Origin of the sequence: Pseudomonas sp. KCJK9111 (assembly GCF_046231935.1) — a bacterium.
GTDB lineage: Bacteria > Pseudomonadota > Gammaproteobacteria > Pseudomonadales > Pseudomonadaceae > Aquipseudomonas > Aquipseudomonas parafulva_B.
Window position 1 is genome coordinate 1 of the sequence record NZ_JBJJMO010000022.1, and the last position, 24,168, is coordinate 24,168.

At 60.6% G+C, this 24,168-nt stretch carries 16 protein-coding genes; 10 read left to right on the forward strand and 6 right to left on the reverse strand.

Features of this window, described 5'->3' with window-relative positions; genetic code table 11:
* Positions 1-154 precede the first annotated feature (154 nt).
* The 9 genes from rfbB to ACK59L_RS10135 all read left to right on the forward strand — a co-directional run bounded on the left by rfbB (position 155) and on the right by ACK59L_RS10135 (position 12,473).
* Positions 155-1,231, forward strand: a complete 1,077-nt coding sequence (gene rfbB / locus ACK59L_RS10095; protein ID WP_409273357.1) for a dTDP-glucose 4,6-dehydratase — start codon at positions 155-157, stop codon at positions 1,229-1,231.
* Complete coding sequence (gene rfbD, locus ACK59L_RS10100) at positions 1,228-2,133, forward strand: dTDP-4-dehydrorhamnose reductase (protein ID WP_409273359.1); 906 nt, start codon at positions 1,228-1,230, stop codon at positions 2,131-2,133. The genes rfbB and rfbD overlap by 4 nt, the downstream gene beginning before the upstream one ends.
* Entirely contained in the window at positions 2,130-3,020 is an 891-nt protein-coding gene (gene rfbA / locus ACK59L_RS10105; RefSeq protein WP_409273361.1) for a glucose-1-phosphate thymidylyltransferase RfbA, read from the forward strand. The genes rfbD and rfbA overlap by 4 nt, the downstream gene beginning before the upstream one ends.
* Entirely contained in the window at positions 3,020-3,568 is a 549-nt protein-coding gene (gene rfbC / locus ACK59L_RS10110) for a dTDP-4-dehydrorhamnose 3,5-epimerase (protein ID WP_409273363.1), read from the forward strand. The genes rfbA and rfbC overlap by 1 nt, the downstream gene beginning before the upstream one ends.
* A 147-nt stretch (positions 3,569-3,715) precedes the next feature.
* Positions 3,716-4,828 (forward strand): acyltransferase family protein, encoded by a 1,113-nt coding sequence (locus tag ACK59L_RS10115; RefSeq protein ID WP_409273365.1) that lies wholly within the window; start codon positions 3,716-3,718, stop codon positions 4,826-4,828.
* Between the two features lie 388 nt (positions 4,829-5,216).
* Complete coding sequence (locus tag ACK59L_RS10120) at positions 5,217-6,011, forward strand: ABC transporter permease (protein ID WP_409273367.1); 795 nt, start codon at positions 5,217-5,219, stop codon at positions 6,009-6,011.
* Complete coding sequence (locus ACK59L_RS10125; RefSeq protein WP_409273369.1) at positions 6,008-7,225, forward strand: ABC transporter ATP-binding protein; 1,218 nt, start codon at positions 6,008-6,010, stop codon at positions 7,223-7,225. Before ACK59L_RS10120 ends, ACK59L_RS10125 begins: the two co-directional genes overlap by 4 nt.
* A complete protein-coding gene (locus ACK59L_RS10130; RefSeq protein ID WP_409273371.1) occupies positions 7,222-8,751 on the forward strand; it encodes a class I SAM-dependent methyltransferase in 1,530 nt (509 codons plus the stop codon). Before ACK59L_RS10125 ends, ACK59L_RS10130 begins: the two co-directional genes overlap by 4 nt.
* Entirely contained in the window at positions 8,751-12,473 is a 3,723-nt protein-coding gene (locus ACK59L_RS10135) for a glycosyltransferase (RefSeq protein WP_409273373.1), read from the forward strand. Before ACK59L_RS10130 ends, ACK59L_RS10135 begins: the two co-directional genes overlap by 1 nt.
* Positions 12,474-12,523: 50 nt before the next feature.
* Here the strand turns inward: ACK59L_RS10135 and ACK59L_RS10140 are convergent, their stop codons facing one another.
* The 6 genes from ACK59L_RS10140 to ihfB form a co-directional block, all read right to left on the reverse strand.
* Positions 12,524-13,540 (reverse strand): acyltransferase family protein, encoded by a 1,017-nt coding sequence (locus ACK59L_RS10140; protein WP_409273375.1) that lies wholly within the window; start codon positions 13,538-13,540, stop codon positions 12,524-12,526.
* Between the two features lie 219 nt (positions 13,541-13,759).
* Positions 13,760-15,121, reverse strand: coding sequence for a phosphomannomutase (locus ACK59L_RS10145; RefSeq protein ID WP_409273377.1), 1,362 nt, complete (start codon positions 15,119-15,121; stop codon positions 13,760-13,762).
* A gap of 127 nt (positions 15,122-15,248) precedes the next feature.
* Positions 15,249-16,691 (reverse strand): mannose-1-phosphate guanylyltransferase/mannose-6-phosphate isomerase, encoded by a 1,443-nt coding sequence (locus tag ACK59L_RS10150; RefSeq protein ID WP_409273379.1) that lies wholly within the window; start codon positions 16,689-16,691, stop codon positions 15,249-15,251.
* Positions 16,692-17,006: 315 nt separating this feature from the next.
* Complete coding sequence (locus tag ACK59L_RS10155; protein ID WP_409273381.1) at positions 17,007-18,440, reverse strand: MBL fold metallo-hydrolase RNA specificity domain-containing protein; 1,434 nt, start codon at positions 18,438-18,440, stop codon at positions 17,007-17,009.
* A 101-nt stretch (positions 18,441-18,541) separates the two neighbouring features.
* On the reverse strand, positions 18,542-18,805 hold the full coding sequence (locus ACK59L_RS10160) for a lipopolysaccharide assembly protein LapA domain-containing protein (RefSeq protein WP_023536255.1): 264 nt from the start codon (positions 18,803-18,805) through the stop codon (positions 18,542-18,544).
* Between the two features lie 18 nt (positions 18,806-18,823).
* A complete protein-coding gene (ihfB, locus tag ACK59L_RS10165; protein ID WP_056807345.1) occupies positions 18,824-19,120 on the reverse strand; it encodes an integration host factor subunit beta in 297 nt (98 codons plus the stop codon).
* 249 nt (positions 19,121-19,369) lie between these two features.
* Here ihfB and ACK59L_RS10170 point away from each other — a divergent pair, with 249 nt between their 5' ends.
* Positions 19,370-24,049, forward strand: coding sequence for a dermonecrotic toxin domain-containing protein (locus ACK59L_RS10170; RefSeq protein ID WP_409273384.1), 4,680 nt, complete (start codon positions 19,370-19,372; stop codon positions 24,047-24,049).
* The last annotated feature ends 119 nt before the right edge of the window (positions 24,050-24,168 follow it).

Here is a 24,168-nt window from a genome sequence, read left to right on the forward strand (position 1 = left end):
TGTGATAAGCATTTATAAAGCTTTGCAACGTACAAACCTTGCAGAGCCTTAGGGTATACTCTCTCCCTCACGTTTCCGTGAGTGCTAATTCAGAAATTTATGGATTTGCACGGTGTCTATTCGCTCTGTCAGAATCTCAAGGTAGAAATCTCTCGTGAAGATCTTAGTAACAGGTGGTGCCGGCTTCATCGGCTCGGCAGTCGTGCGGCACATCATCTCCAACACCACGGACTCAGTCGTCAACGTCGACAAACTCACGTACGCGGGCAATCTCGAATCGCTCCAGTCAGTCGACCAGAGCGACCGTTACGCTTTCGAACGCGTCGATATCTGCGATCGTGACGCCCTAGACCGCGTGTTCCGTGAACACCAGCCTGATGCCGTCATGCACCTCGCTGCTGAGTCGCACGTTGACCGTTCGATCAGCGGCCCCTCCGAGTTTATCCAGACAAACATCATCGGCACCTACGCGCTGCTGGAAGCAGCACGTGGCTACTGGAGCTTGCTGGACGAGAACCGCAAGGCTGCCTTCCGCTTCCATCACATCTCCACCGATGAAGTCTATGGCGACCTGGAGGGGCCAGAGGATCTGTTCACTGAGACGACCCCTTACCAGCCAAGCTCACCCTACTCCGCCAGCAAGGCTAGCTCGGATCATCTGGTACGCGCCTGGGCGCGCACCTATGGGCTGCCCACGCTGGTGACCAACTGCTCCAACAACTATGGCCCGTTCCACTTTCCAGAGAAGCTGATCCCACTGGTCATCCTCAACGCCTTGGAAGGCAAACCCCTGCCGATCTACGGCAAAGGCGACCAGATCCGTGATTGGTTATACGTCGAGGACCACGCTCGCGCGCTCTATAAGGTGGTCACAGAAGGTGAAGTAGGCGAAACCTACAACATCGGCGGCCACAACGAAAAGCAGAACATCGAAGTGGTACGGACCGTCTGTGCACTGCTCGACGAGCTGCAGCCTGACTCCAAATTCCGCCCTCACGTCAACCTGCTGACCTACGTGCAAGACCGCCCAGGTCACGATCTGCGCTATGCGATCGACGCCAGCAAGATCCAGCGTGAACTGGGCTGGACACCGGAAGAAACCTTCGAGTCTGGCATCCGCAAGACCGTGCAGTGGTACCTGGACAACCCTGAGTGGGTTGCCCACGTGAAAAGCGGCAGCTACCAGCAGTGGATCGACAGCAACTACGCCAAGCGCACGGACAAAGCATGAAAATCCTGCTGCTCGGTAAAAATGGCCAAGTGGGTTGGGAGCTGCAACGGGCGCTGAGCGTGCTCGGTCAAGTCGTGGCGCTCGATCGTCATCATGCGGCTACGGACTATGGTGATCTGGCAGGTGATTTGTCAGATCTTGACGGTCTTCGGGATGCCATCCGCGCTGTTTCGCCTCAGGTCATCGTCAACGCGGCTGCCTATACAGCCGTCGACAAGGCCGAAAGCGAGCGAGAGATGGCCCACACCGTCAATGCGCTGGCTAGCCAGGTTATGGCCGAAGAAGCCAAGCGCCTCGATTCCTGGTTGGTTCACTACTCCACTGACTACGTTTTCGACGGTACAGGCTCCGCGCAGTGGAAGGAGACCGACGACGTTTCGCCGGTCAACCACTATGGTGCGACCAAACTCGAAGGCGAACGACTGATCCAGGCGTCGGGCTGCAAGTACCTGATTTTCCGCACCAGCTGGGTGTATGCCGCGCGGGGTAACAACTTCGCTAGGACCATGCTGCGCCTGGCCAAAGATCGCTCGACGCTCAACGTCATCGCCGATCAGGTCGGGGTGCCGACAGGGGCTGATCTGCTTGCAGATGTGGCGGTGGCTGCGCTTCAGCAAGCCCAGCATAAGCCTGAGTTGCGTGGTATCTACCATCTGGCGCCTTCGGGCGAGACAACCTGGCACGGTTACGCCAGCTACGTTATTCAGTTTGCTCGGAAACATGGCGAAGCGCTTGCGGTCGAAGCCGTGAATCCGATCGCCACGACCGAGTATCCTACCCCGGCCAGTCGCCCATTGAATTCCCGCTTGGATACCGCCAAGCTACGTCACTCGTTCGCACTGCACCTGCCTGACTGGCAATGTGGTGTCACCCGTATGCTCATGGAAGTACTGAATAAATGAACGCAACCAATCGTAAAGGGATCATTTTGGCGGGTGGCTCAGGCACTCGTCTTCACCCCGCCACCCTCTCGGTTTCCAAGCAACTGCTGCCAGTTTATGACAAACCGATGATCTACTACCCGCTGAGCACGCTGCTGCTCGCCGGCATTCGGGATATCCTGATTATCTCGACACCGCAGGACACCCCGCGTTTTGAGCAGTTGCTGGGGAACGGTCACCAGTGGGGCATCAATCTGTCATACGCTGTTCAACCTAGCCCCGATGGGCTGGCACAGGCGTTCACCATTGGTGCTGATTTCATCGGCAACAACCCTTCTGCGCTCGTGCTTGGCGACAACATCTTCTACGGTCACGACTTCCAGTCGCTTCTGCTCAGTGCAGACAAGCGCTCGTCCGGCGCGTCGGTGTTCGCATACCATGTGCACGACCCTGAGCGCTACGGCGTCGCCGAATTCGACGACAGCGGTCGCGTGCTCTCGTTGGAAGAGAAACCGGCGGTTCCTAAATCGAGCTATGCCGTGACAGGGCTGTACTTCTATGACAATCAAGTGGTCGACTTGGCCCGCGAGCTCAAGCCTTCGGTGCGCGGCGAGCTGGAAATCACTGACCTGAACAACCTTTACCTGCAGCAGCAGCAACTCCAGGTCGAAATTATGGGCCGTGGTTACGCGTGGTTGGACACCGGTACCCATGACAGCCTGCTCGAGGCCAGCCAGTACATCGCAACCATGGAGCGCCGTCAGGGGCTGAAGGTCGCCTGCCCTGAAGAAATCTGCTACCGCGCTGGCTGGATCACGGCCGAGCAAGTAGAGCGTCTAGCGCAGCCCATGCTGAAGAATGGCTACGGCAAGTATCTGCAAAATCTGCTGAAAGAAAAGGTGTTCTGATGCAGGCCGTCCGCTTGGCTATCCCCGATGTCTTGCTGCTCACCCCGAAAGTTTTCGGCGACGACCGCGGCTTCTTCTACGAAAGCTTCAACGCCCGTGCCTTCGAAGCCGCCACCGACCTGAACCCGGACTTCGTGCAGGACAACCACTCTCGCTCGGTCAAGGGCGTACTGCGTGGCCTGCACTACCAATTGGCACCCCACGCCCAGGGCAAGCTCGTGCGCGTGGTCCAGGGCGAAGTCTTCGACGTGGCGGTGGACATCCGTCGTGCCTCGCCGACCTTCGGTCAATGGGTCGGGGCCGTGCTGTCCGCCGAGAACAAGAACCAGCTGTGGATCCCGCCAGGGTTCGCGCACGGTTTCGTCACCCTGAGCGACACCGCCGAGTTCCTCTACAAGACGACGGACGTCTACTCGCCCGAGTGCGAACGCTGCATCGCCTGGGATGATCCGACCCTCGCCATCGAGTGGCCCATCGATTACGCACCCAGCCTGTCCGGCAAGGACCAGTTGGGCGTGGCGTTGACCGACGCCGACGTCTTCGAATGACGGACAGCGAGGCTGTGGCATCTGCCGCAGCCCCGCTTCGTCGACCGCGCTCCGTTTATCACGCCTTTCGATAGGGATAAGGCGCATTGACAGGGTCTTGCGCAGGGTCCAGCATTTCCCCCTTTGTCCCCGCCAGTGATCCCGCACATGCCCGCTGCATCCCCCTCGCCCGAACGGCTGTATACCCTCGATACCCTGCGCGGCCTCGCTGCGCTCAGTGTGGTGTTCTGGCACTGGCAGCACTTCTTCTTCGTCGGTGATAGCCCGGCCGCCTTCGAGGTCGCGCGCCAGCCTTTTTTCAGCCTGCTCACACCGTTCTACCAATACGGTGGGCTGGCGGTGCAGCTGTTTTTCTCCATTTCAGGGTTCGTGTTCTTCTGGCTGTTCGGCCAGCGCGTGGCGGCTGGGAGCCTGGGCGTGCGCAGTTTCGTCGTGGACCGCTTCAGCCGCCTTTATCCGTTGCATCTGCTCACGCTAGGTGGGGTTGCCGTGCTCCAGGCGCTTTACTCCACAGGCCATGGCACCTATTTCGTCTACCCCTTCAACGACGCCTACCATGCCGTGCTCAACCTGCTGCTCGCGCCCGCCTGGGGCCTCGAGCGGGGCTGGTCATACAACGCGCCCATCTGGTCGGTCTCGGTCGAGGTCCTGCTGTATGTCCTGTTCTTCATCCTCTGCCTGGCCGGTCGCTGGCGTTGGCTGCTGGCGGCCAGCGCCTGTGGTGCAGGGTTCGCGCTGTATCCAGGCAGCTACAAGATCGGCAGTGGGCTGCTGTGCTTCTTCGCCGGTGGGCTGGCCTATGGCGTGCTCTGGCAACTGCGGCGTAGGTGTGGGTCGGGCCTTGCGTTGCTGGTGTGTGGCTGCATCGCGTCAGGTGCATGGGCCACGCAACTGTGGTTGTGCGAGACGCTCAACGTCTACCTGGTGATGGGACTGTGTTTTCCTGCCACGCTGGCACTGCTGGCGGCGGCCGGGCCGCACTGGCCTGGGCTGTGGCGCCGTACTGGCTGGGTCGGTGATATCAGCTACTCCTCCTACCTGCTGCACTTTCCGTTGCAGATCGTGTTTGCGCTGGCCTTCGACCGTCTGGGCTTCGATCGCGCGGTCTTCTATCAGCCCTGGATGATGCTGGCATTCTTCGTGGTGCTGCTCCCCATGAGCCTGGCCTGCCATCGGTGGGTCGAGCGTCCTGCGCAACGCTGGTTGCGCGGCAGCCGTCTGGCAGATGTTCGACAACCTGGCGAACGGGCCGCAGTATAGCCCTGTGACACCTGACGTTCTCTGGTATCCTCAGGCGTTTTTTTCGGCAGGCTGCACCCCGATGGCAGGCAAGGGCCTGCACCGGGCTGGCATGCGTGCAGACGGCCCAGTGGCGTGCGCGTGATGTCCGTTGTCGTCCCCGAAGGCTTCGACACGGCCTTTGCCTGGTGAGTCATCGACCTCATCCCCTGTCTGTCGGCACATCGCCTCTTCCCGACCCTGAATCGGTGAGGACGACGGCTACAGCCACCCGCGAAGAAAACTGTCAAGCTGCCGGAGTGGACCCGGCAGCCGTTCAGCAGGTGCTGGGCAACCTCGGGCTGAGCGAAGAACCAACGCACTGAAACAGCGTCTCATGGCGCTCCAGTACCTTAAGAAAGGAGATCACATGTTTGGATTATTGAGAGGGCTATTCAGCTATCGCAGCTTTATCGCCACCTCGATCCGCAACGAGTTCGTTTCTCGATTCTCGCGGAGTAGCCTTGGCGGGCTGTGGATGATCATCAACCCCTTGGCGAACGTGCTGATCTACGCGCTGATCCTGTCGAACGTGCTGGCGGCGAAGCTGCCGGGCATCGACAACAAGTATGCGTATGCCCTGTATCTGATGGCCGGCACCCTGGCCTGGAGCCTGTTCTCCGAGATCGTCAACCGCTGCCTGACGCTGTTCATCGAGAACGGCAACCTGATGAAGAAGATGAAGTTTCCCAGGATCACCCTGCCCTTCATCGTCCTGGGTTCGGCGTTGCTCAACAATTTCCTGCTGCTGCTGTCCGTGCTGGGCGTGTTCATCTGCCTTGGCCATCTGCCGACCTGGCAGATGCTGTGGGCGGTGCCCTTGATCCTGACCGTGGCCGCGCTGGCGATGGGCGTGGGCCTGGTACTGGGCGTGCTCAACGTCTTCGTCAGGGACATTGGCCAAGTCGTACCCATCGTGTTGCAGATCCTGTTCTGGTTCACCCCGATCGTGTACCCGATCAACATCATTCCCGACGACCTGCAGTCGCTGATCGGCTACAACCCCATGCTGCCCCTGGTCACCGCCTACCATGACGTGTTCGTCTACGGCCTGTCTCCCGACTTCATGGCGTTGACCAGTACGATTGCGCTGACCCTCGTGCTCCTGGCATTGGGTCTTTACATTTTCCGCCGTGCGGCGCCTGAAATGGTGGATGCCCTATGACCCTGTTGAGCGCCAAAGACCTCGGCAAAGCCTACCGTACCTACCGAAGCGAATGGCAGCGTATCGCACGCTGGCTGGGGATCAGGATCGCCCCGCGCGAAGAGCACTGGGTGCTGCGGCACATCAATTTCGTCATCAACGCTGGCGAAGCGATCGGCATCGTCGGTCAGAACGGCGCCGGCAAATCGACCCTGCTCAAGATGCTGACCGGCACGCTGCAGCCCACCACGGGTGAGGTGAAGGTCAATGGCCGGATCGCGGCCATTCTGGAACTTGGCATGGGGTTCAACCCGGAGCTGACCGGGCGCCAGAACGTCCGTCACGCTGCCGGCCTGATGGGCTTCAATGCCCAGGAGATCGAGGCGTTCATGCCGGAGGTCGAGGCGTTCGCCGAGGTCGGTGAGTACTTCGATCAGGCGGTGCGGACCTATTCCAGCGGCATGCAGATGCGCGTCGCGTTCGCCGTGGCCACGGCACGGCGCCCGGAGATCCTGATCGTCGACGAGGCGCTCTCGGTGGGCGACAGCTATTTCCAGCACAAAAGCTTCGATCGCATCCGTGAATTCCAGGAGCAAGGCACCACGCTGCTGATCGTGTCCCACGACCGCAGCTCGATCCAGGCATTGTGCGATCGCGTGCTACTGATCGAAGGCGGCACCGTGATCAAGGACGGTGCGCCTGAAGAAGTGATGGATTTCTACAACGCCATCATCGCCGAAAAGGAAAACGCCACCGTTCAGGTCCACACGCTGGCCGACGGGACCGTGCAGACTCGCTCGGGCTCGGGTGAGGCGACGATCGAAAGCCTGGCCCTCTACAACGAAGTGGATGCGCCCATCGAATTCGTCAGCGTGGGGCAATTGGTGAACCTGAAGATCAAGGTCAAGGTGAACCAGGCGATCCCCGAACTGGTGGTGGGCTACATGATCAAGGATCGCCTGGGTCAGCCCATCTACGGGACCAACACCCACCATCTGGGCAAGAAGATGGAGCACCTGACTGCCGGCGCCGAGATGGAATACACCTTCACGTTCGAGGCCAACATCGGCGTGGGCTCCTATTCCATCGCAGTAGCGCTTCATACCGCCGATACCCACCTCAGTGCCAATTACGAGTGGCGGGATCTCGCGCTCGTGTTCAACGTCATCAATGCTGACAAGGTGCCCTTCGTGGGTTCGGCATGGATCCAGCCCACCGTGGAGTGCGCCCAATGAGCCAGTTCTATCGCGCTTTCGAAGATGAACACCGTGGTTCCCACGACACCATCAAGCAGCGCCTGCAGGTCTACCTGCCGTTCATCACACCGCTGCTGAAGCTCTACCCCGAGTGCCGGGCGGTCGACGTCGGCTGTGGCCGTGGCGAATGGCTGGAGACGTTGATCGAGAACGGTTTCGACGCCACTGGCGTGGACTTGGATGAAGGCATGCTGGAAGCCTGCCAGGCACGCTCGCTGCCCGCCGAGAAGGCAGAAGCTGTCGCCTACCTGCAATCCCTGCCCAGTGAGAGCCTGACCGTTCTGAGCGGCTTCCACATCGTCGAGCACATTCCGTTCGAGGCCCTAAAGGCATTGGTCAGCGAAGCGAACCGGGTACTGAAACCCGGCGGCTTGTTGATCCTGGAAACGCCGAATGCTGAAAACCTGATCGTCGGGACCCAGAATTTCTATCTGGACCCTACGCACGAGCGGCCGATTCCGCACATGCTGCTGGAATTCTTGGTGAAGTTCTGTGGCTTCCAACGCTCCAAGCTGATGCGTCTGCAAGAAAGCCCAAGGCTGGTCGACTCGCCCTCGCCGACCTTGATGGAGGTGCTCGGCGGCGCCAGCCCCGATTATGCGATCGTCGCTCAGAAAGCACCCGATTACGTCGACCTCTCCGCGTTCGATGCCGTGTTCGAGACCAACTACGGTCTGAGCCTGGCGGACCTGGCGCAACGCTATGAAGCGAGTCTGGCGACCAAGACCGAAGAGCAGCGACAGCGTTGGGATACCGATACTGCAACGCTCAGCCAGCGCCTGGACGCGCTGGAGTACGACAATGCAGGCCTCCATAAGCGGGCGGATTTCGTTGAGCACGAGAACACGGTGCTTCATAACCGTGTGGATTTCGTCGAGCATGAGCATGCGGCGCTGCTCACCCAGATGCATGACCTGAAGGTCTCGGTGTCGGACCTGCGATTCGATGAGCTCAAGCTGGCCAACGAAGCGCTCCAGCGCTCGTTGGACGAGTCCCTGAAGAATGCCCACCACTGGTATACCGAAGCGGTTGCTCATCAGCAGCATATCGCGGCACTCGGCGACGCCCACGCCCATCAGCATCAGACGGTCAGCGCGCTGACGGACCAGATCCAGCAGCTCAGGAAGAGCACCTCGTGGCGAGTGACAGCTCCAATGCGGCAGGGTGTCATCGTCACTAGGAAGTTGGTTTCCTCACCGAGACAGACGTCCAGGCACCTCGCTCGTACAGCAGTAAAAAAGATCCTGGACCGGCCAAGGCTTCGCACGCTCATCAAGAAGGTCCTGGTGCGCCATCCGCCGACCTACGCCCGCCTGCAAAAGCTGGCGGCGCGTTTGCGCGCCGCACCGGCCGCGCCCTTCCAGGGCGTGCCTTCCACGGCACCCCAGGCCTCTACGACAGCCGAGTCGGGTCATGCGCCGGCAGCGCCGGCCCATCTCTCCGCGAATGCCAAGGCGATCTACTTGCGGTTGAACAGAAACGAACCACGTAAGGATGTGAAGTGATGCGCGTAGTCATTGACCTGCAGGGCGCTCAAGCCGAGAACAGAAATCGGGGCATCGGGCGTTACGCGCTTTCCTTCACCAAAGCCTTCATCCAGAACGCCGGCGACATCGAAGTGTTCATCGTGCTCAATGGCCTGTTCGGCGAGTCGATCAATGCGATCCGCGACGAGCTGCACGGTGTGCTGCCTGAATGTCGGATTAGGGTATGGACACCGTGCAGCAAAGTCAGCGCCTTGCCGCCCGAGCACCGCTGGAGTACAGAGGCATCGGAGCGGGTGCGGGAGGCCTTCATCGGCGAGCTACATCCAGATCTGGTGCTGGTCACCAGCCTGTTCGAAGGCCTGGTGGACGACGCCGTGACCAGCATCAAGGCGCTGGACTCGACGGTACCGACGACAGCCATCGTGTACGACCTGATTCCGCACATCAACCCTGAGACCTACCTAAGTTCAGCGCCGGTCCGCCAGTGGTACGAAGCGAAGCTCAAGCACCTGCGCCGTGCCGATCTGGTCCTGGCCATTTCGAATTCGTCCCGCTCCGAAGTGATCGATCACTTGGGCTTCCTGCCCGAGCGCGTGGTCAACATCTCGACGGCGATCGACACGAACCACTTCAAGCCCACGCTCGATGATCTGCAGGGTGCAGCGCTCAAGGCTCGCCTGGGTATCGACCGCCCGTTCGTGATGTACACGGGCGGTATCGACCCGCGGAAGAACATCGAAGGGCTGATCAGCGCCTACGCAGCACTCGAGGCACCGCTGCGCCGCGCACACCAGTTGGTCATCGTCTGCAACATCCGTCCTGAGGATCGCTCACGTCTCGAAGGTCTTGCCCTGGCCAACGGTTTGAAGAAAGGCGATGTCTGCTTCACCGGTTTCGTCAGTGAAGAAGACCTGCTCGCGCTCTACAACCTGTGCACGCTGTTCGTTTTCCCGTCCTTGCACGAAGGCTTCGGCCTGCCTGCACTGGAGGCGATGGCCTGCGGCAAGCCTGTGATCGGCTCGAACACCTCCAGCCTGCCCGAAGTCATCGGCAATGCCGAGGCACTCTTCGACCCCTACCAGGTCACGTCCATCACGACGAAGCTCGAAGCGGTACTCGGCGACGAGGCCTTGAGAGCCCAGATGGCGTCGCTGGCGCTCGAGCAGGCGCGTCTGTTCAGCTGGGAGCAGACAGCGGTCACGGCCGTGGAGGCCGTTCACACGCTCCTCGGCGAGCTCACCCGCCGCTCCCATACCCTGCGCTCGACCAGACGTCCTCGTCTGGCATACGTGTCCCCTCTTCCGCCGGCCCGCAGCGGCATCAGCGACTACAGCGCAGAGCTGCTGCCTGAGCTTGCGCAGTACTACGAGATCGATGCCATCGTGGCCCAGGAGTCGGTTTCCAGCTCGGATGCCGGCATCAACTATGCCGTTCGTTCGGTGGCGTGGTTCGAGGAGAATGCGCATCGGTTCGACCGCGTCATCTACCACTTCGGCAACTCCTCCTTCCATGAGCACATGTTTAGGTTGCTGGAGAAGATTCCGGGCACGGTGGTGCTGCACGACTTCTTCCTGTCAGGTGTCGTGGCAGACATCGACGTCAACAAGGGGCAGTCAGGCTTCTGGACAGACGCCCTGTACCATAGCCACGGCTACAAGGCCATCGAGGAGCGCATCAACGGGCTGGACAGCGCCGATGCGGTCTGGAAATACCCGTGCAACCTGCGCGTGCTCCAACAGGCCGAGGGCGTCATCGTTCACTCGAACTATTCGATCCGCTTGACGCACGCCTGGTATGGCGAGCACATCGGCCGCGACTGGAGGGAGATCCCGCTGCTGCGCACGCCGCGGTTCCCCAACGCGCGCAAACGGGCTGCCGCCCGGGACACGCTCGGGTTTGGCGAGCACGATTTCATCGTCTGCAGCTTCGGCCTGCTCGGCCCGTCCAAACTGAACGACCGCCTGCTCGAGGCCTGGCTTGCGTCCGAGTTGTCGAAGGACGAGCGCTGCCACTTGATCTACGTCGGCCAGAACAATGAAGGCCTGTACGGCGAACGCCTGCTCAAGCGCATCAATGGCAGCCACTGCCGCGACCGTATCATGATCACGGGCTGGACCGATGCCGAGCTGTTCAAGGCCTATCTGGACATCGCGGACGCCGCCGTTCAACTGCGCACCTTGTCACGAGGCGAAACGTCGGCAGCCGTGCTGGACTGCCTGAACTACGGCATTCCCACGATCGTCAACGCCAACGGCAGCATGGCTGACATTCCTGAAGCCAGCCTCATCATGCTGCCCGACACGTTCGAGGATGGCGCACTGTCCGAGGCGCTGAACCTGTTACGCAATGACGTCTCCACGCGCGAGCGGTTGAGTGCTCAGGCGCAACGCCTGATTCATACCGACCACGCCCCTCGTGCCTGTGCGGCCCTGTACCGTGATGCGATCGAAGCCTTTCACGAAGACGCCACCCATTCCATCGCCGGGACGATCGAGGCGATCGCAGAGCTGGACAAGGCCCACTTCACGTTCGAGCACTCCGTGGCCCTTGCCCAGTCCATCGACGAAAGCCTCACGCCGCCGATGACGAAGCCACAACTGCTGGTCGATATTTCCGAACTGGTCAACCGGGATGCCAAGAGCGGCATTCAGCGGGTCGTTCGGAACATCCTGGGCATCTGGCTCTCGACGCCTCCTGACGGCTACCGTGTAGAGCCTGTCTATGCGACCGACGACAGCGCAGGTTACCGATACGCGCGGCACTTCACGCTGGGCTTTTTGAACTGCCCTCAGCATCTGCTGCAGGACGAGCCTGTGGTGGTGCGCCAGGGTGACCGTTTCATCGGCCTGGACCTGCAGCCTTCCATCGTGCCGAAACAGCGCCACGCGCTGGCAGAGATGAGGCGTCGGGGTGTGAACGTGCAGTTCGTGGTGTACGACCTGCTGCTGAAGAAGCTCTCGCATTGCTTCGTCGAGGGCGCAGCGGACGCGCTCGACCGTTGGCTGGACGTCGTCTCGCAATCGGATGGCGTCGTCTGCATCTCCAAGGCCGTGGCCGATGAGATGGAAGAATGGGTGGCCGAGCATCGGCCACCCAGCAAGCGTCCATTTTCCATCTCCTGGTTCCACCTGGGCGCCGACATCGTTGCGCCTTCGCAGTCCAAGGCTACCAACGTCATTCCAAAGCAGGTGCTCTCGCAGCTGCAGGCGCGCCCGTCTCTGTTGATGGTAGGTACCCTCGAGCCCAGGAAAGGCCACACCCAGGTATTGGATGCGTTCGAACTGCTCTGGGCCGACCAGAAGGACGCGAACTTGCTCATCGTCGGCAAGCAAGGGTGGATGGTCGAATCGCTCGTGCAGCGCCTGAAGAGTCACCCTGAGCAGGGCAAACGGCTCTTCTGGTTCGAAGGGGTCGACGACGACTATCTGTGCAACCTGTATGCACAGGCCGACGCGCTGATCGCCGCTTCGTTGGGTGAAGGCTTCGGCTTGCCACTGATCGAAGCCGCGCAAGCCAACCTGCCGCTCATCGTGAGAGACATCCCCGTGTTCCGCGAGGTTGCAGGCGATCATGCCTTCTATTTTGAAGGCGAGCAGCCAGAGGCGCTTTACGCGTCCCTCGTCACTTGGCTGGATCTGCACAATGCTGGCCGACACCCCTCGTCTACGGCGATGCCATGGATCACTTGGGAACAGAGTGCACAGCAGCTGTCTGCCGCAATCGAGGCAACGGTAAAGTAGCGCCGAAACCGGTGTCTCCCTCCTGGTCCAGGAAGGAGACACCGGGCTCCTTACACCGCTACCTTGACGCTAGCGACAGAAAAGTAGCGCTTTTTCATGTCCAGCGCAGGCTTCTCGACGAAGTGCCACGACGCGGCACCGACCAGCGCGGAGAGCGCCAGCGACAGGAATGTGAAGGCGTACACGTCGGTCAGGTCGGGGAACAGGCTGACCAGCATCTGCTGGATGACGAAACCGTACACATAGATCCCATACGAATAGTCGAACCGGTTCAGAAAGCTCATCTTCTTCGCCAGTACGCAGATCGAGATCAGGCAGTAAGGCCACAGCACCAGATAGAAACCTGCGGAGAAGTGCCAATCACCACCGTTGTTGAAGAAGGCCCATATGATGAGAGCCACGGCCGGTACCGTGATGAACCAAGACATGTAGACCTTGTCCTTCAGGTGCGCCAGCAGCGCGCCGTACAGGAACAGATAGCCCAGCTCGTTGAGGAACAGTTTGGACACGGTGAAGACGTAGCTGTCTCGCATGAAGGTGTCATGCAGGTGCAAGGTCAGCATCACCAGCATGGCCAACAGCACGAACCGCCAGTTGAACGCCTTGGTCCAGGCGAGCACCAGAATACCGAGGTAGCACAGCACTTCCAGGGGCAACGTCCACAGGCAGCCATTGATCACCTGCACGGGGTTTTCAGTGAACACGCCAGGTATGAAGGGGTGCAGGTCGAACAGAGTAGCGTTGCGCAGGTACTGCCAGGTTTCCCCTAGCGCCAGGTACTGCGAGTAGCTGGGCGTGAACAGACCGAGTACCAGCATCGTCACCAGTACAGACACTATCAGGCCGGGGAAAATGCGCGTCACGCGATTAGTGAAGAAGGTGACCAGGCTCTGGCCTCTGAGCATCGACAGCGTTACTAGATACCCGGAGATCACGAAGAAGGCATCGACGCCAATCTTGCTGAAGCCGATCAATCCATTTCGTTCAAAGACGTCACCGTGGTCCAGGCCGAGCACGACGTACGTATGAGTAATGATTACCAACGATGCGGCAATGAGCCTCACCATAGTAAAGCCATTTCTCTTATCAGTAATCACGTTTTCTTCTCCATCGGGAACCCTTAAAGATGCCTACCTGTGGCCATATTTCAACATGTGACCGTCAACACTCAGGCGGGGATCTTTATACGCACTTTGAAAGCGTCGGCCAACTGACGGCCGACGCAGGTTAACTGAGGGCGCTTATGTCCTCGACTAATCTGGGTTTCACGCAGCCCGAAGGTTGGCTTAATTTTTAATCAGAAACTCTATTTCGGCTAAACGCTGGATCGTCAGTGCCTCATTACCGCGGCTTTCCACGTTCAGGCGCAGCAGGGGCTCGGTGTTGGAGCCGCGCAGGCTGAAACGCCAATCGGCGAAGGCCACGCTGATGCCGTCGGTGCGGTCGACGCTGGGATTTTGCGGCAGGTAGTGGTTCAGGATCTTGTCGATGGTGCCTTTCACATCGGCCACTTCGTAGTTGATCTCGCCGCTGCACGGGAACTTGGCGATACGCTCGTCCACCAACTGAGCCAGGGTCTTGCCGGTCACGCTCATCAGCTCGGCCACCAGCAGCCACGGGATGTTGCCGCTATCGCAGTAGGCAAAGTCGCGGAAGTAGTGGTGGGCGCTCATTTCGCCGCCGTATAGGGCGTCTTCGGCGCGCATGCGCTCCTTGATGAAGGCATGGCCGGTCTTGCTCTGGATGGCCACGCCGCCGGCTGCTTCCACCTGTTCGATGGTGTTCCAGGTCAGGCGTGGGTCGTGGATGATCTTGCTGCCAGGGTGCTTGACCAGCAGCATCTCGGCCAGCAGGCCGACCACGTAGTAGCCCTCGATGAAGCGGCCCTGGTTGTCGAAGAAAAAGCAGCGGTCGAAGTCGCCGTCGAAGGCGATGCCCATGTCGGCGCCGGTGTCGAGCACGGCCTGACGGGTCAGGTCGCGGTTTTCCGGCAGCAGCGGGTTGGGTATGCCGTTGGGGAAATTGCCGTCCGGCTCGCCGTTGATCAGGGTGATGTCCAGGGGCAGGCGTGCCTTGAGCAGCTCGATCACCGGGCCGACAGCGCCGTTACCAGGGTCGGCCAGCACCTTGAGCGGCTTGAGGATGTCGAGGTTGACGTAGGTGAGCAGGTGGTCGATATAGGCGGTCTTGTCCAACACCTCGCGCACCTGGCCCGGCTGGGCGGCAGGCTCACCCAGGCTGCCGGCTTCGACGCGCTGGCGGATGTCGTTCAGGCCCGTATCGCCGCTGATCGGGCGCGACTGCTCGCGCACCAGCTTCATGCCGTTGTAACCCTTGGGGTTATGGCTGGCGGTGATCATCACGCCGCCGTCGGCCTGGTGGTGGCTGGTGGCAAAGTACACTTCTTCAGTACCGCACAGGCCGATGTCGATCACGTCGGCGCCGCCTTCGGTCAGGCCTTTGATCAGCGCCAGCGACAAACCGGGGCTTTCCAGGCGCATGTCACGGCCCACCACGTAGGTGCGCCCGCCAAGCTCGGCCACCAGGGCGCGGCCAATGCGGTAGGCCACGTCATCGTTGAGGTCAGCAGGCACTTGGCCGCGGATATCGTAGGCTTTGAAACAACGGGTCTGGATGGGTGGGTACATACGTCTCACTCAATGCGGTGGCGCCAGGGGCGCCGACAGTCTGAACAGGGATAGCCGGCCACGGTGGGCGACCGAAGACCGGCCCGGTGCCTGGCCAGGCACGACGGGCCGACGGGAAAGCCTGGACTCAGGCGTCGCAACGACCGTAATTGTCCTCGAAACGCACAATGTCGTCTTCGCCGAGGTAGTCGCCGCTTTGTACTTCGATAAGCACCAGGTCGATCACGCCCGGGTTCTGCAAGCGGTGCTTGTGACCGGCGCGGATGAACGTGGATTCGTTGGTGTTGAGCATCAGTTCCTTGTCATCGTTGACCACCACGGCCATACCGCTGACCACGATCCAGTGCTCGCTGCGGTGATGGTGCATCTGCAGGGACAGGGACGCCTTGGGCTTGACCACGATGCGCTTGATCTTGAAGCGCTCGCCGTCTTCCAGGGTGGTGTAAGTGCCCCAGGGGCGATGCACGGTGCGGTGCAGCAGGTGCGCCGAGTGGCCGTCGCTTTTCAGGCGCTTGACGATGTGCTTGACGTCCTGGGCGTGGTCCTTGTGGGCGATCAGCAGGGCGTCGGGGGTGTCGACCACCAGCAGGTCCTGCACGCCGACCAAGGCCGCCAGGCGGTCTTCGGTGGTGACGTAGTTGTTGCTCGACGCATGGGCCAGCACTTCGCCTTCGAAGCGGTTGCCCGATTCGTCCGGGGCGGTCAGTTCGCTGACGGCATTCCACGACCCGATGTCGCTCCAGCCAATGTCGCAGGGAATGGTCGCGACCTTGCGCGAGCGCTCCATCAGGGCGTAGTCGATGGAGATGTCGGGCACATTGGCGAAGGTGTCAGGGTCGAGGGCCATGCAGCTGTAGCCCTTGGAGGTGGTGTGGCGCGAGGCCTCCAGCGTCTGGGCCACGGCGTGCAGTACGTCGGGGGCGTGTTCCTGGAACTGCTCGATGACGGTGCCCACCTGGAAGCAGAACATGCCGGCGTTCCAGAAGTAGTTGCCAGCAGCCACGTAGGCTTCAGCGGTGGCGGCATCGGGCTTTTCGACGAAGCGGGCGACTTTCAGGCCGCCATCCAGCGCGCCATCGGCGGACGCTTCGATGTAGCCGAAGCCGGTTTCCGGGTACTGGGGCTTGATGCCGAAGGTGACCAGCCAGCCTTGCTCGGCCAGATGCACTGCACGGTTGACGGCTTGGGAGAAGGCCGCTTCGTCCTGGATCAGGTGGTCGGCAGCCAGCACCAGCATGTAGGCCTGCGGGCCATGCACCTGCTGGAGTTGCAGGGCGGCAGCGGCCACGGCGGCGGCGGTGTTGCGGCCGAACGGTTCGAGAATATAGCCCTGGGGATGGCCCTGGGTATTGATGGCGCGGTATTCGTCTTCGGTCTTGAACAGCAGTTCGCGGTTGGTGACGGTCAAAACTTCTGCAACGCCGTCCAGTTTGGAGGCACGCAGGAACGTCTTCTGAATCAGGTTTTGCCCATCGGGCAGGGTCATGAACGGCTTGGGGTGAGCTTCACGAGAAACAGGCCACAAACGGCTGCCAACGCCACCGGAAAGAATAACCGGGATCAATTCCATATTCGGATCCTTTTTAAGCCAGTTGAAGGTCTTCAATTGGCAAGCATGAGTCTTATTTCTGATCGTCGTCGCGCACAGCGCAACGCCGCTAAGTTACGCGCCTAGCGTGAGTAATCCCTGGCTATCCATAGGCTCGAGACGCAAGCATCACGGCGAAGAATACCAGAGAATACGCTTTGTAGCTTGCGCAGGCTGCGGCCGAACTGGCCGACATGCCCTACCTGGTGATCGCCTCGGGCAGGTCGCGCGAGGGGGTGGTGAGCCGTGGTGTGTATCAGACAACGTCGGCGCCCATCGTTCCGTGAATCGCTCGCATTATCTTGCGATTTCCACCTGGGTTGGCCAGCCAAGCGCCCGCGTGCGCCGCAGCAACGCCTGTGCCAGCGCAGTTTTTGCACCGGCCCGGCCATGCACCAGCAGGATGCGCGCCGGGGCACGCTCGCTGCCGGTGGCAAAGGCGACCAGGCCGGCCTGGTCGGCGTGGCCTGAATAGCCACCGAGGGTCAGCACCTTGGCCCAGATGCTGTAGTACTGGCCCTCCAGATCAACCTGGTCCAGGCCCTGCCCCCGCTCGCTGGATTGGATCACCGCCCCAGGCGTCCCCTTGGCCTGGTGGCCTACGAACATCACTTCATGCCTGGGGTCGCCCAGCATGCCCTTGAGGTAATTGACGATGCGCCCGCCCGAGCACATGCCGTTGCCTGCAATGACGATGGCGGGCCGGCCGGTGCTTTTTAGGTAATTGACCACCTGCTGGTGACGGGCGTGAGTGTCTACGCTGATCAGCTGGCCGAATGCGAGCGGGTCGCGGCCACCTGCCAAGCGCGCCCTGGCCTGCTCGTTCCAATAAGGGTGCAGGTCGCGGTAGGCCTGGGTGATGCGCTGGGCCAGGGGCGAATCGAGAATGATCGGCAGCTGCGACCAATCCACGGGCTCGCCTTGTGGGGAGGGACCCGTCTTGCCCAGCAGGGCCTTGCGGTGCAGGACATCTTCAAGATCATGGAGCAGTGCCTGGGTGCGCCCCAGGCTGAAGGCCGGGATCAGCAAGGTGCCGTGATCGGCCAGCGCGCGGTCGATGGCCGCTTCCAGTCGCTGGATGCGATCACCCGTGGGTGGGTGAAGGCGGTCGCCATAGGTGCTTTCCAGCACCAGCACATCGGCACGCTCCGGGGGCTGCAAGGGGCGCAGCAAGGGATCGTTGCCGGGGCCCAGGTCACCTGAAAATACATAGCGCGTGTTGTTTGGCCCGTGCTGGATGTCGCATTCGACGTAGGCAGAACCCAAGAGGTGACCGGCACGCTGCAAGCGAATGGCGCAGGCCACCTGCGGGTGCTGAACCACGGCGTGCCAGTGCCCGAATGGCAGGGGCACGATCAGACTGTGCACCAGGGCGATATAGCGGGCCACCTGGGCAGGTGCGCTGTCGATGCCAAGCTTGAAGGCGTCTTCGAGCACCAAGGGCAGTAATTTGGCAGAAGGCTCGCTGCAATAGATAGGGCCGCGGTACCCCTCGGCCAGCAAGGCCGGAATACGGCCTACGTGGTCCAGGTGCACGTGCGTGACGATCAGGGCCTGGATGCCGGTGATGGCGAACCCGAGCGCGCTGCCCTGCGCGCCCGGCATCACATCGGCGCCCTGCTCGGCACCGCAGTCGACCAGCAGGCTGACGCCATGGCCCAGATGAAGCTGATGGCAGGAACCCGTCACGCCGCGTACAGCGCCGTGGTGGGTTAGGCCGGGGTAATCCATGCTGCGCACTCTCGCCGGGGCTAAAACGAAGTGGGCAATTAGTCCATGGTGACCGTGGCTTTAATAGGCAGGCATTTCTTAAAGCACTATAAGAAAAATCCTTACTTGCCGCTCAGCGCCGCTTCACGGGCAGAAGCCCGGATTTTGCGCTTGCTGCGCTGCACGCCATAGGCGCCCAGCAAAGGCCCAACGGCCAGGCCAATGATCAACGCGGCCAGCACGACCACTGCCACCGGCACCTGTGGCGCAACCCAGCCAAACAGAGTCAAGGCTACGGTCTGCTGGTTTTCCAGCACGAAGAACAGCACTACAGCCGCCAGCAGCAGGACGAAGACAGCTGCCAGTGCACGCTTGAGGTTACGCATCGGGTTGCTCCTAGGGAATCAGGTGTGGGCCTCGTCTTCTTCATTGACCCGATCACGCAATTCCTTGCCGGGTTTGAAGTGCGGAACGAACTTGCCTTCGAGGCTGACCGACTGGCCGGTCTTGGGGTTGCGACCTACCCGTGGTGCCCGATAATGCAGCGAGAAGCTGCCAAAACCGCGGATCTCGATGCGATCACCGGTAGCAAGGCATTGTGACATCTGTTCAAGCATGGTCTTGATGGCCAGCTCTACGTCCTTGGACGAGAGTAGCCCTTGATGGGTGACAATACGTTCGATCAGCTCCGACTTCGTCATGATTTTCCCTTCGTTATCAAGCAGCTAGATCATTGCTTAACCAGTTTGTAGCACGGTGCGAAGGATTTGAACAGGTCGGTTCTTGACTTATTCGAAGAATTTTGGTCCAGCCTGCCGGGCAAGAGTGGACAGCAATGCGTCGTACCTGGGCGCAGCCAAAGGCCTGGGCCGATGTGCAGCATATAGATAGCACCGAGTGCCGTGGCACGCTTGGAACATTGTGGAAAGAACCCACAAGGAGCTCCACGCATGTCCTCTGCCCTCCCCCCTCCACCTGCACATGACCTCAATCGTGCCATCGCCCTGCGCTTTGCAAGCCGCCCCACCTTGCGCCAGGTGGTAGGCGAGCAACTGATGAACCTGATCATCGCGCATTACCCCAAGGTGGCTGTTCACCGCCCCGACATGAAGTGTGCCGAACCGCTGAAATTTCTTCGCTGGCACGTTGACGGCTACTGGACAGTCACCCCGCTGGTCGACGTTGTGCTGCAACGCTTTCTTGATGGCGAGCCGGTGGATTTTTCCAGCCAGGACCGCTTCAGCCTCAAACCACCGCTCCGCTTTTTTGCCATCCCCGATGCGCTCGAAACAGCCGATGATGACCTTGTCGACCCCGGCACGCTAAACGACGCATTCAATGCCTTTCTGCCGACCCTTCCTGCGTGCTTTGAACAGGCTCAGATCGATTACTGGAATGCAGGCTATGGCAATGATCACGACACCTGGGTTCAACAGGTGCTTCGCGCCGGGCTTCTGAGCGGGCTGACCGATCAGGCGTTGACCACCGATGAGCACCAGTGCTTGCAGGATCTGCTGCTCGAAAGAACCGAGGGTTTGGCCGTGCACACTGTATGCGTGCATTGGCGCCTGGGCGAAGACAGCACCCGTGAACTGCTGCCTGGCCTGCTGGTGAGCGCCAGTAGCAAAGTGGCCAAGGTGACACTCTGGTGCACGTCCGCAGGCGATGTGAAAGGCTTCCCTTCGCTAGACGCCTTTGGCACCTACTTGCAGACGCAGTACAGGCCGACGCAGAAAGACGACGGTTTTTCGTGGGCGCTGTACGAAGCTGACGGTAACGCGTTTGCCTTGTTGTCCGGCGTACTGCTTGAAATCCTGTTGTCGCGGTTGAACCGCGTACGGTTGAGCGATCTGAATACGGTGGATGAGTTGGCCTCTGCCTACCAGGCCGTGGTCGACCCCTCGCCGTTCTTCGCCCAATGGGCCGATCTGCCCACTCAAAAGCTGGCCATAGAGCTGCCTGAGAAGTTGTTGAACGCCGACTTCAATGGGCAGAGCCGCTATCTCCAGGCGCTGATAGATGTTGCCGTGCTGCAAGCCTCCCAGGCAAATGCTCAGCCCCTGACAGAACCGGATGACCTGCAAACCTATGCGCGGCGCACGTTGCGTGAACAGATGATGGCCGATCATCCTGCAGACGGCGCCTTCGACGCGGATGACATGATTCTTACCGTCAATACCTATGCCAATGATGGCCATGGGATGGGTTTCGGCCAGTTGATAGAACGCAAGACACTGACGTTGACCGAGTACGCCATCGGCCGCCTTGAGGCAACGGGTGCAAGCCCTGTGGCAGCAGTAGCCCATCGCACTCATGAAGAGATCCCTGCCTGGCTTGACCCCGAGTACTTGCGCCAACTGGTTGCCACTGTTGACATAGGCGGCAACTATCCGCGCTACCTCGATGGCTTACTCGGGGATGAACAGTACAAAGCCACGCACCTCAACGCCTTTGCGGCGCAATGGCGGATGGGCCTGATGCTCGATGCCGCCTACGCGCTTTGTACCGGGCATATTGACCCAAGCAGCTATGCGGCGGTGGCCAGCTTCTGCCGTGTACCAGCCAGCAATGAGCAAGCGTTGGCCATCGCGCCCCTGGCCTTCAAGCGCTCGCCCGACTCGCAATGGGTCGACAAGGCGCACGGTTTCTTCGTCATTCAAGTGGCCGATAGCGGCGAGCTGTTGCTGTATTGTCCGATGCACAAAGGTGCGCTCAAACAATTCAAGAACCGGCAAGCCCTCATGCAGGAGATCGCCCAGCCCGGCCGCGTGCAGGAAGGCGTACTGGCATGGCTCGACCAAACGCACCGCGCCGTGTACGACAACGGTGGTTTCAAGGAGCCTCACCTGCCGCACTGGGTGTTCGCCCCATACGCTCCCCTGGACAAACCAGCCCCTGTTGAGCTCGCACTGCCGTTCTGGACGCATGACATCGATGCGAACCTGTTCGAGGCCAAGCGCTCGATGCTCCTCGAACTGGCCGACCGCAGTGCCATGAGTAACAGCGAGGTACGCTGGCAGTCCATCAAGACGTTCGCCTGGCAGTTGCTGAACATCGCCGCCCCCGTTCTACCGGGGCCGATCTCTTCGATTGCCTTGCTGTACATCGGTATAAGTGCCGTAGCCGAAGACTTGAAATTGCTGCTTGAAGGCAGCGCTACGGATCGAACCCAAGCTGTGGTGGATCTGCTCAACAACACACTGATGGTGCTGATCCATGCACAGCTGCCTAAAACAGAGCCGACGCATACCGGGGCAACTGCGCTGACGGTCGATGCAGCTTCGGTCCGACTGGGCGGCGATACCGATCCGTTGCCGCTGCCTGAGCCGGGCAGTGTGGCTCCTGTCGAGGCACTGCAGGCCCAAGCGGCCACTCAACTCGACTTTTCGTGGCGGGGCGCCCAGGGTTTCAACGCGCTGCCCGGGGCTCCACGCACGCGATTGCAAGCCATGGCGGCCTTGGTAAGCCTGGAGGGCCGACCGGCGATCGGGCAAGGGCCTCTCGCAGGGCTGTATGAACTTGAGCATGGGCTCTATGTGCGGCTGCAAGGACAAGTTTATGCGGTCGAGTCTGCCGATGGGCTTACCCGCATCGTCGGGCCGGATGGCAGCCAGGGGCCACTGATCAGGCGTGATGAGCAAGATTGGCGTATCGATACACGGCTGCGAGGCGGTGGGGACCGACCCGGCTCAAGCACCCGGCAGCGATTGCGCGAACGCTTGGTAATCCGGATCCAGACGGCGCTGCAGGCGGTCGAGCAAAGCCTCGCCAACGCAGATAGAGGCGCTGCTGAATATGAAAGCCTGCGCCAACGCATTGAGGCTGCTCGTGCACAATGGCTGAAAGTGGAGGAGCGGCTCAAGCAACCGCCGCCGCAAGATCCTGAGCAGCATGCTCAATTCGAACGGGCAACCAGCCTGTTTGCCAAACGGCAAACGGAGTTGCTGGTCCAGATAAAAGACTTGCGTCGTCAGCGTATCGAATCCGCTGTAGGCATTTTCCAGAACTACCTTGAGGCCGAGCGCAACATAGTTGCGCTGCTTGATGACCGCAGCTACATGGCGAGCAACAACCATGCACCAGAACAGCGGCGGGCGTTGGCAGATGTAAGGCGCAATTTGATTTGTTATGCGCAGTTCATCATCGAAGAGCAGCTGTATACCGGCAGGTTCGCCGAGTACGATCGACTGACCACGGCGCTCAATGACGCCTCGCCGCAGGAGCGGCAAGCTGCGTATGAGCAGTACCGTGAGGTACTTGAAAGCATCGTTATCGACCAGCCTTTGATCATCGAATACACAGCGGCGCTTGATCGGCTGCTGGCTGTGACCGACCTGGAGATGACGGTACCGAGCATTCAAAAAACGGACAGGACCGTTGCCCAGATCATCGAAACGCGCACCACCACCACGCCAAACATACGGTTCTTCCAGGCCATGGGTTTGGTTGAGCTAGCGCTGCGTTTCGAGGCCTTGCAAGACTATTCGCACTATGCGGTGTTCAGAGCTGCGCTTGCTGGGGAGCGCCTGCGGGTAGCCGCTAATTCTCACCACCTGTCCATGTTCGCCGATCTGCAGACTGCTCAGCGTATCGACATTCTGCAGAGTGCCTGGGATGAATATTCGGCGGCCATCCTCAACAGTCAGCGCATTGCCCAGCTGGGCAGCGAACTTGTGGATATCGAGCGCCTGGAGGCCTATCGGCAGCAAATGGTCGAGCTCAAGACCATGGCGGGCGACGCGCTGGTTACCGCATTGCGGGAGCAGGCTGTTGGCCAGCAACACTCTACCACCCGTCCGGTATACCCCCGGCAGGCATTACAGGTGGCCACAACAGCGAACGGCCAGACGGTGATCGGTTCGGAGTCGATCGTAGAGGGGCAGCCTGTGCTGCAAGTTCGCGGGACCTTCAGCAAGACTGTACTGCATACCTTTACCCGGGAAAGTGGCACGTGGGTGGAAAAACTGCCTGCTGCTGGCACCGCATCGCCACCCAGAGCGCCCACACCGGAGAGCGAGCGTCAGGAACAAGCGCTGGCTGAAGGGATGCTTGCTCAGAATCAGAACGTACTTGCCAACGCGCGCAAGCTGGTTGAAGACGATGTCGATAGCCATTCATTGACGTCGATGCTCGATGCCCAGATCGGGGAAGTGCAGACACTGCGGGATCAGATCGCCGACAGCGAAGCTGAACCTGAACTGCTGCAACGCCTGGACGATGCCCTGGTGGCCTTGCGCGATGGAAAACGTGAAGTGCTGGTCAAACTGCACAGCACCACACGCTTTCCCAGCGCAGAAGGCTTGCACTACTTGCACAAGCAAGGGCTGTTACGTGTGACCTATCAGGGGCCGCGGCAGCCACTGGCCGAAGGTTATATGGATGAATACCGCATCGATGTGCTCGAAACGCCAGGCAGTGAGCGCGGCAAGCCGCTATGGGCCGCTCACTTTCATTTCAATGATGCGGGTGCAGCGCCGACGGCGTTCGGCAAAGGTCACCTGAAACTGTGGCCGCAGCGCAAGCTGGGTTACCGGGAACAGGTCAGAAGCGCTGCCAGGGGCGAGGAGTTACGTATCCACCGCGGCAACCTGACCTATGCTCAGGCACGTGGGGTGATCCCTTTCCACTGACCAGACGCGGGGTGCCTTGACGGCTGCGGGCACTCGGGGCTATTGCGCAGCCGGCTCGGCGCCCCGGCAAGGCCGCTCAGCGGTCGGAGTAGGCTGCTGAGTTTGGAATCTTGTAGGTA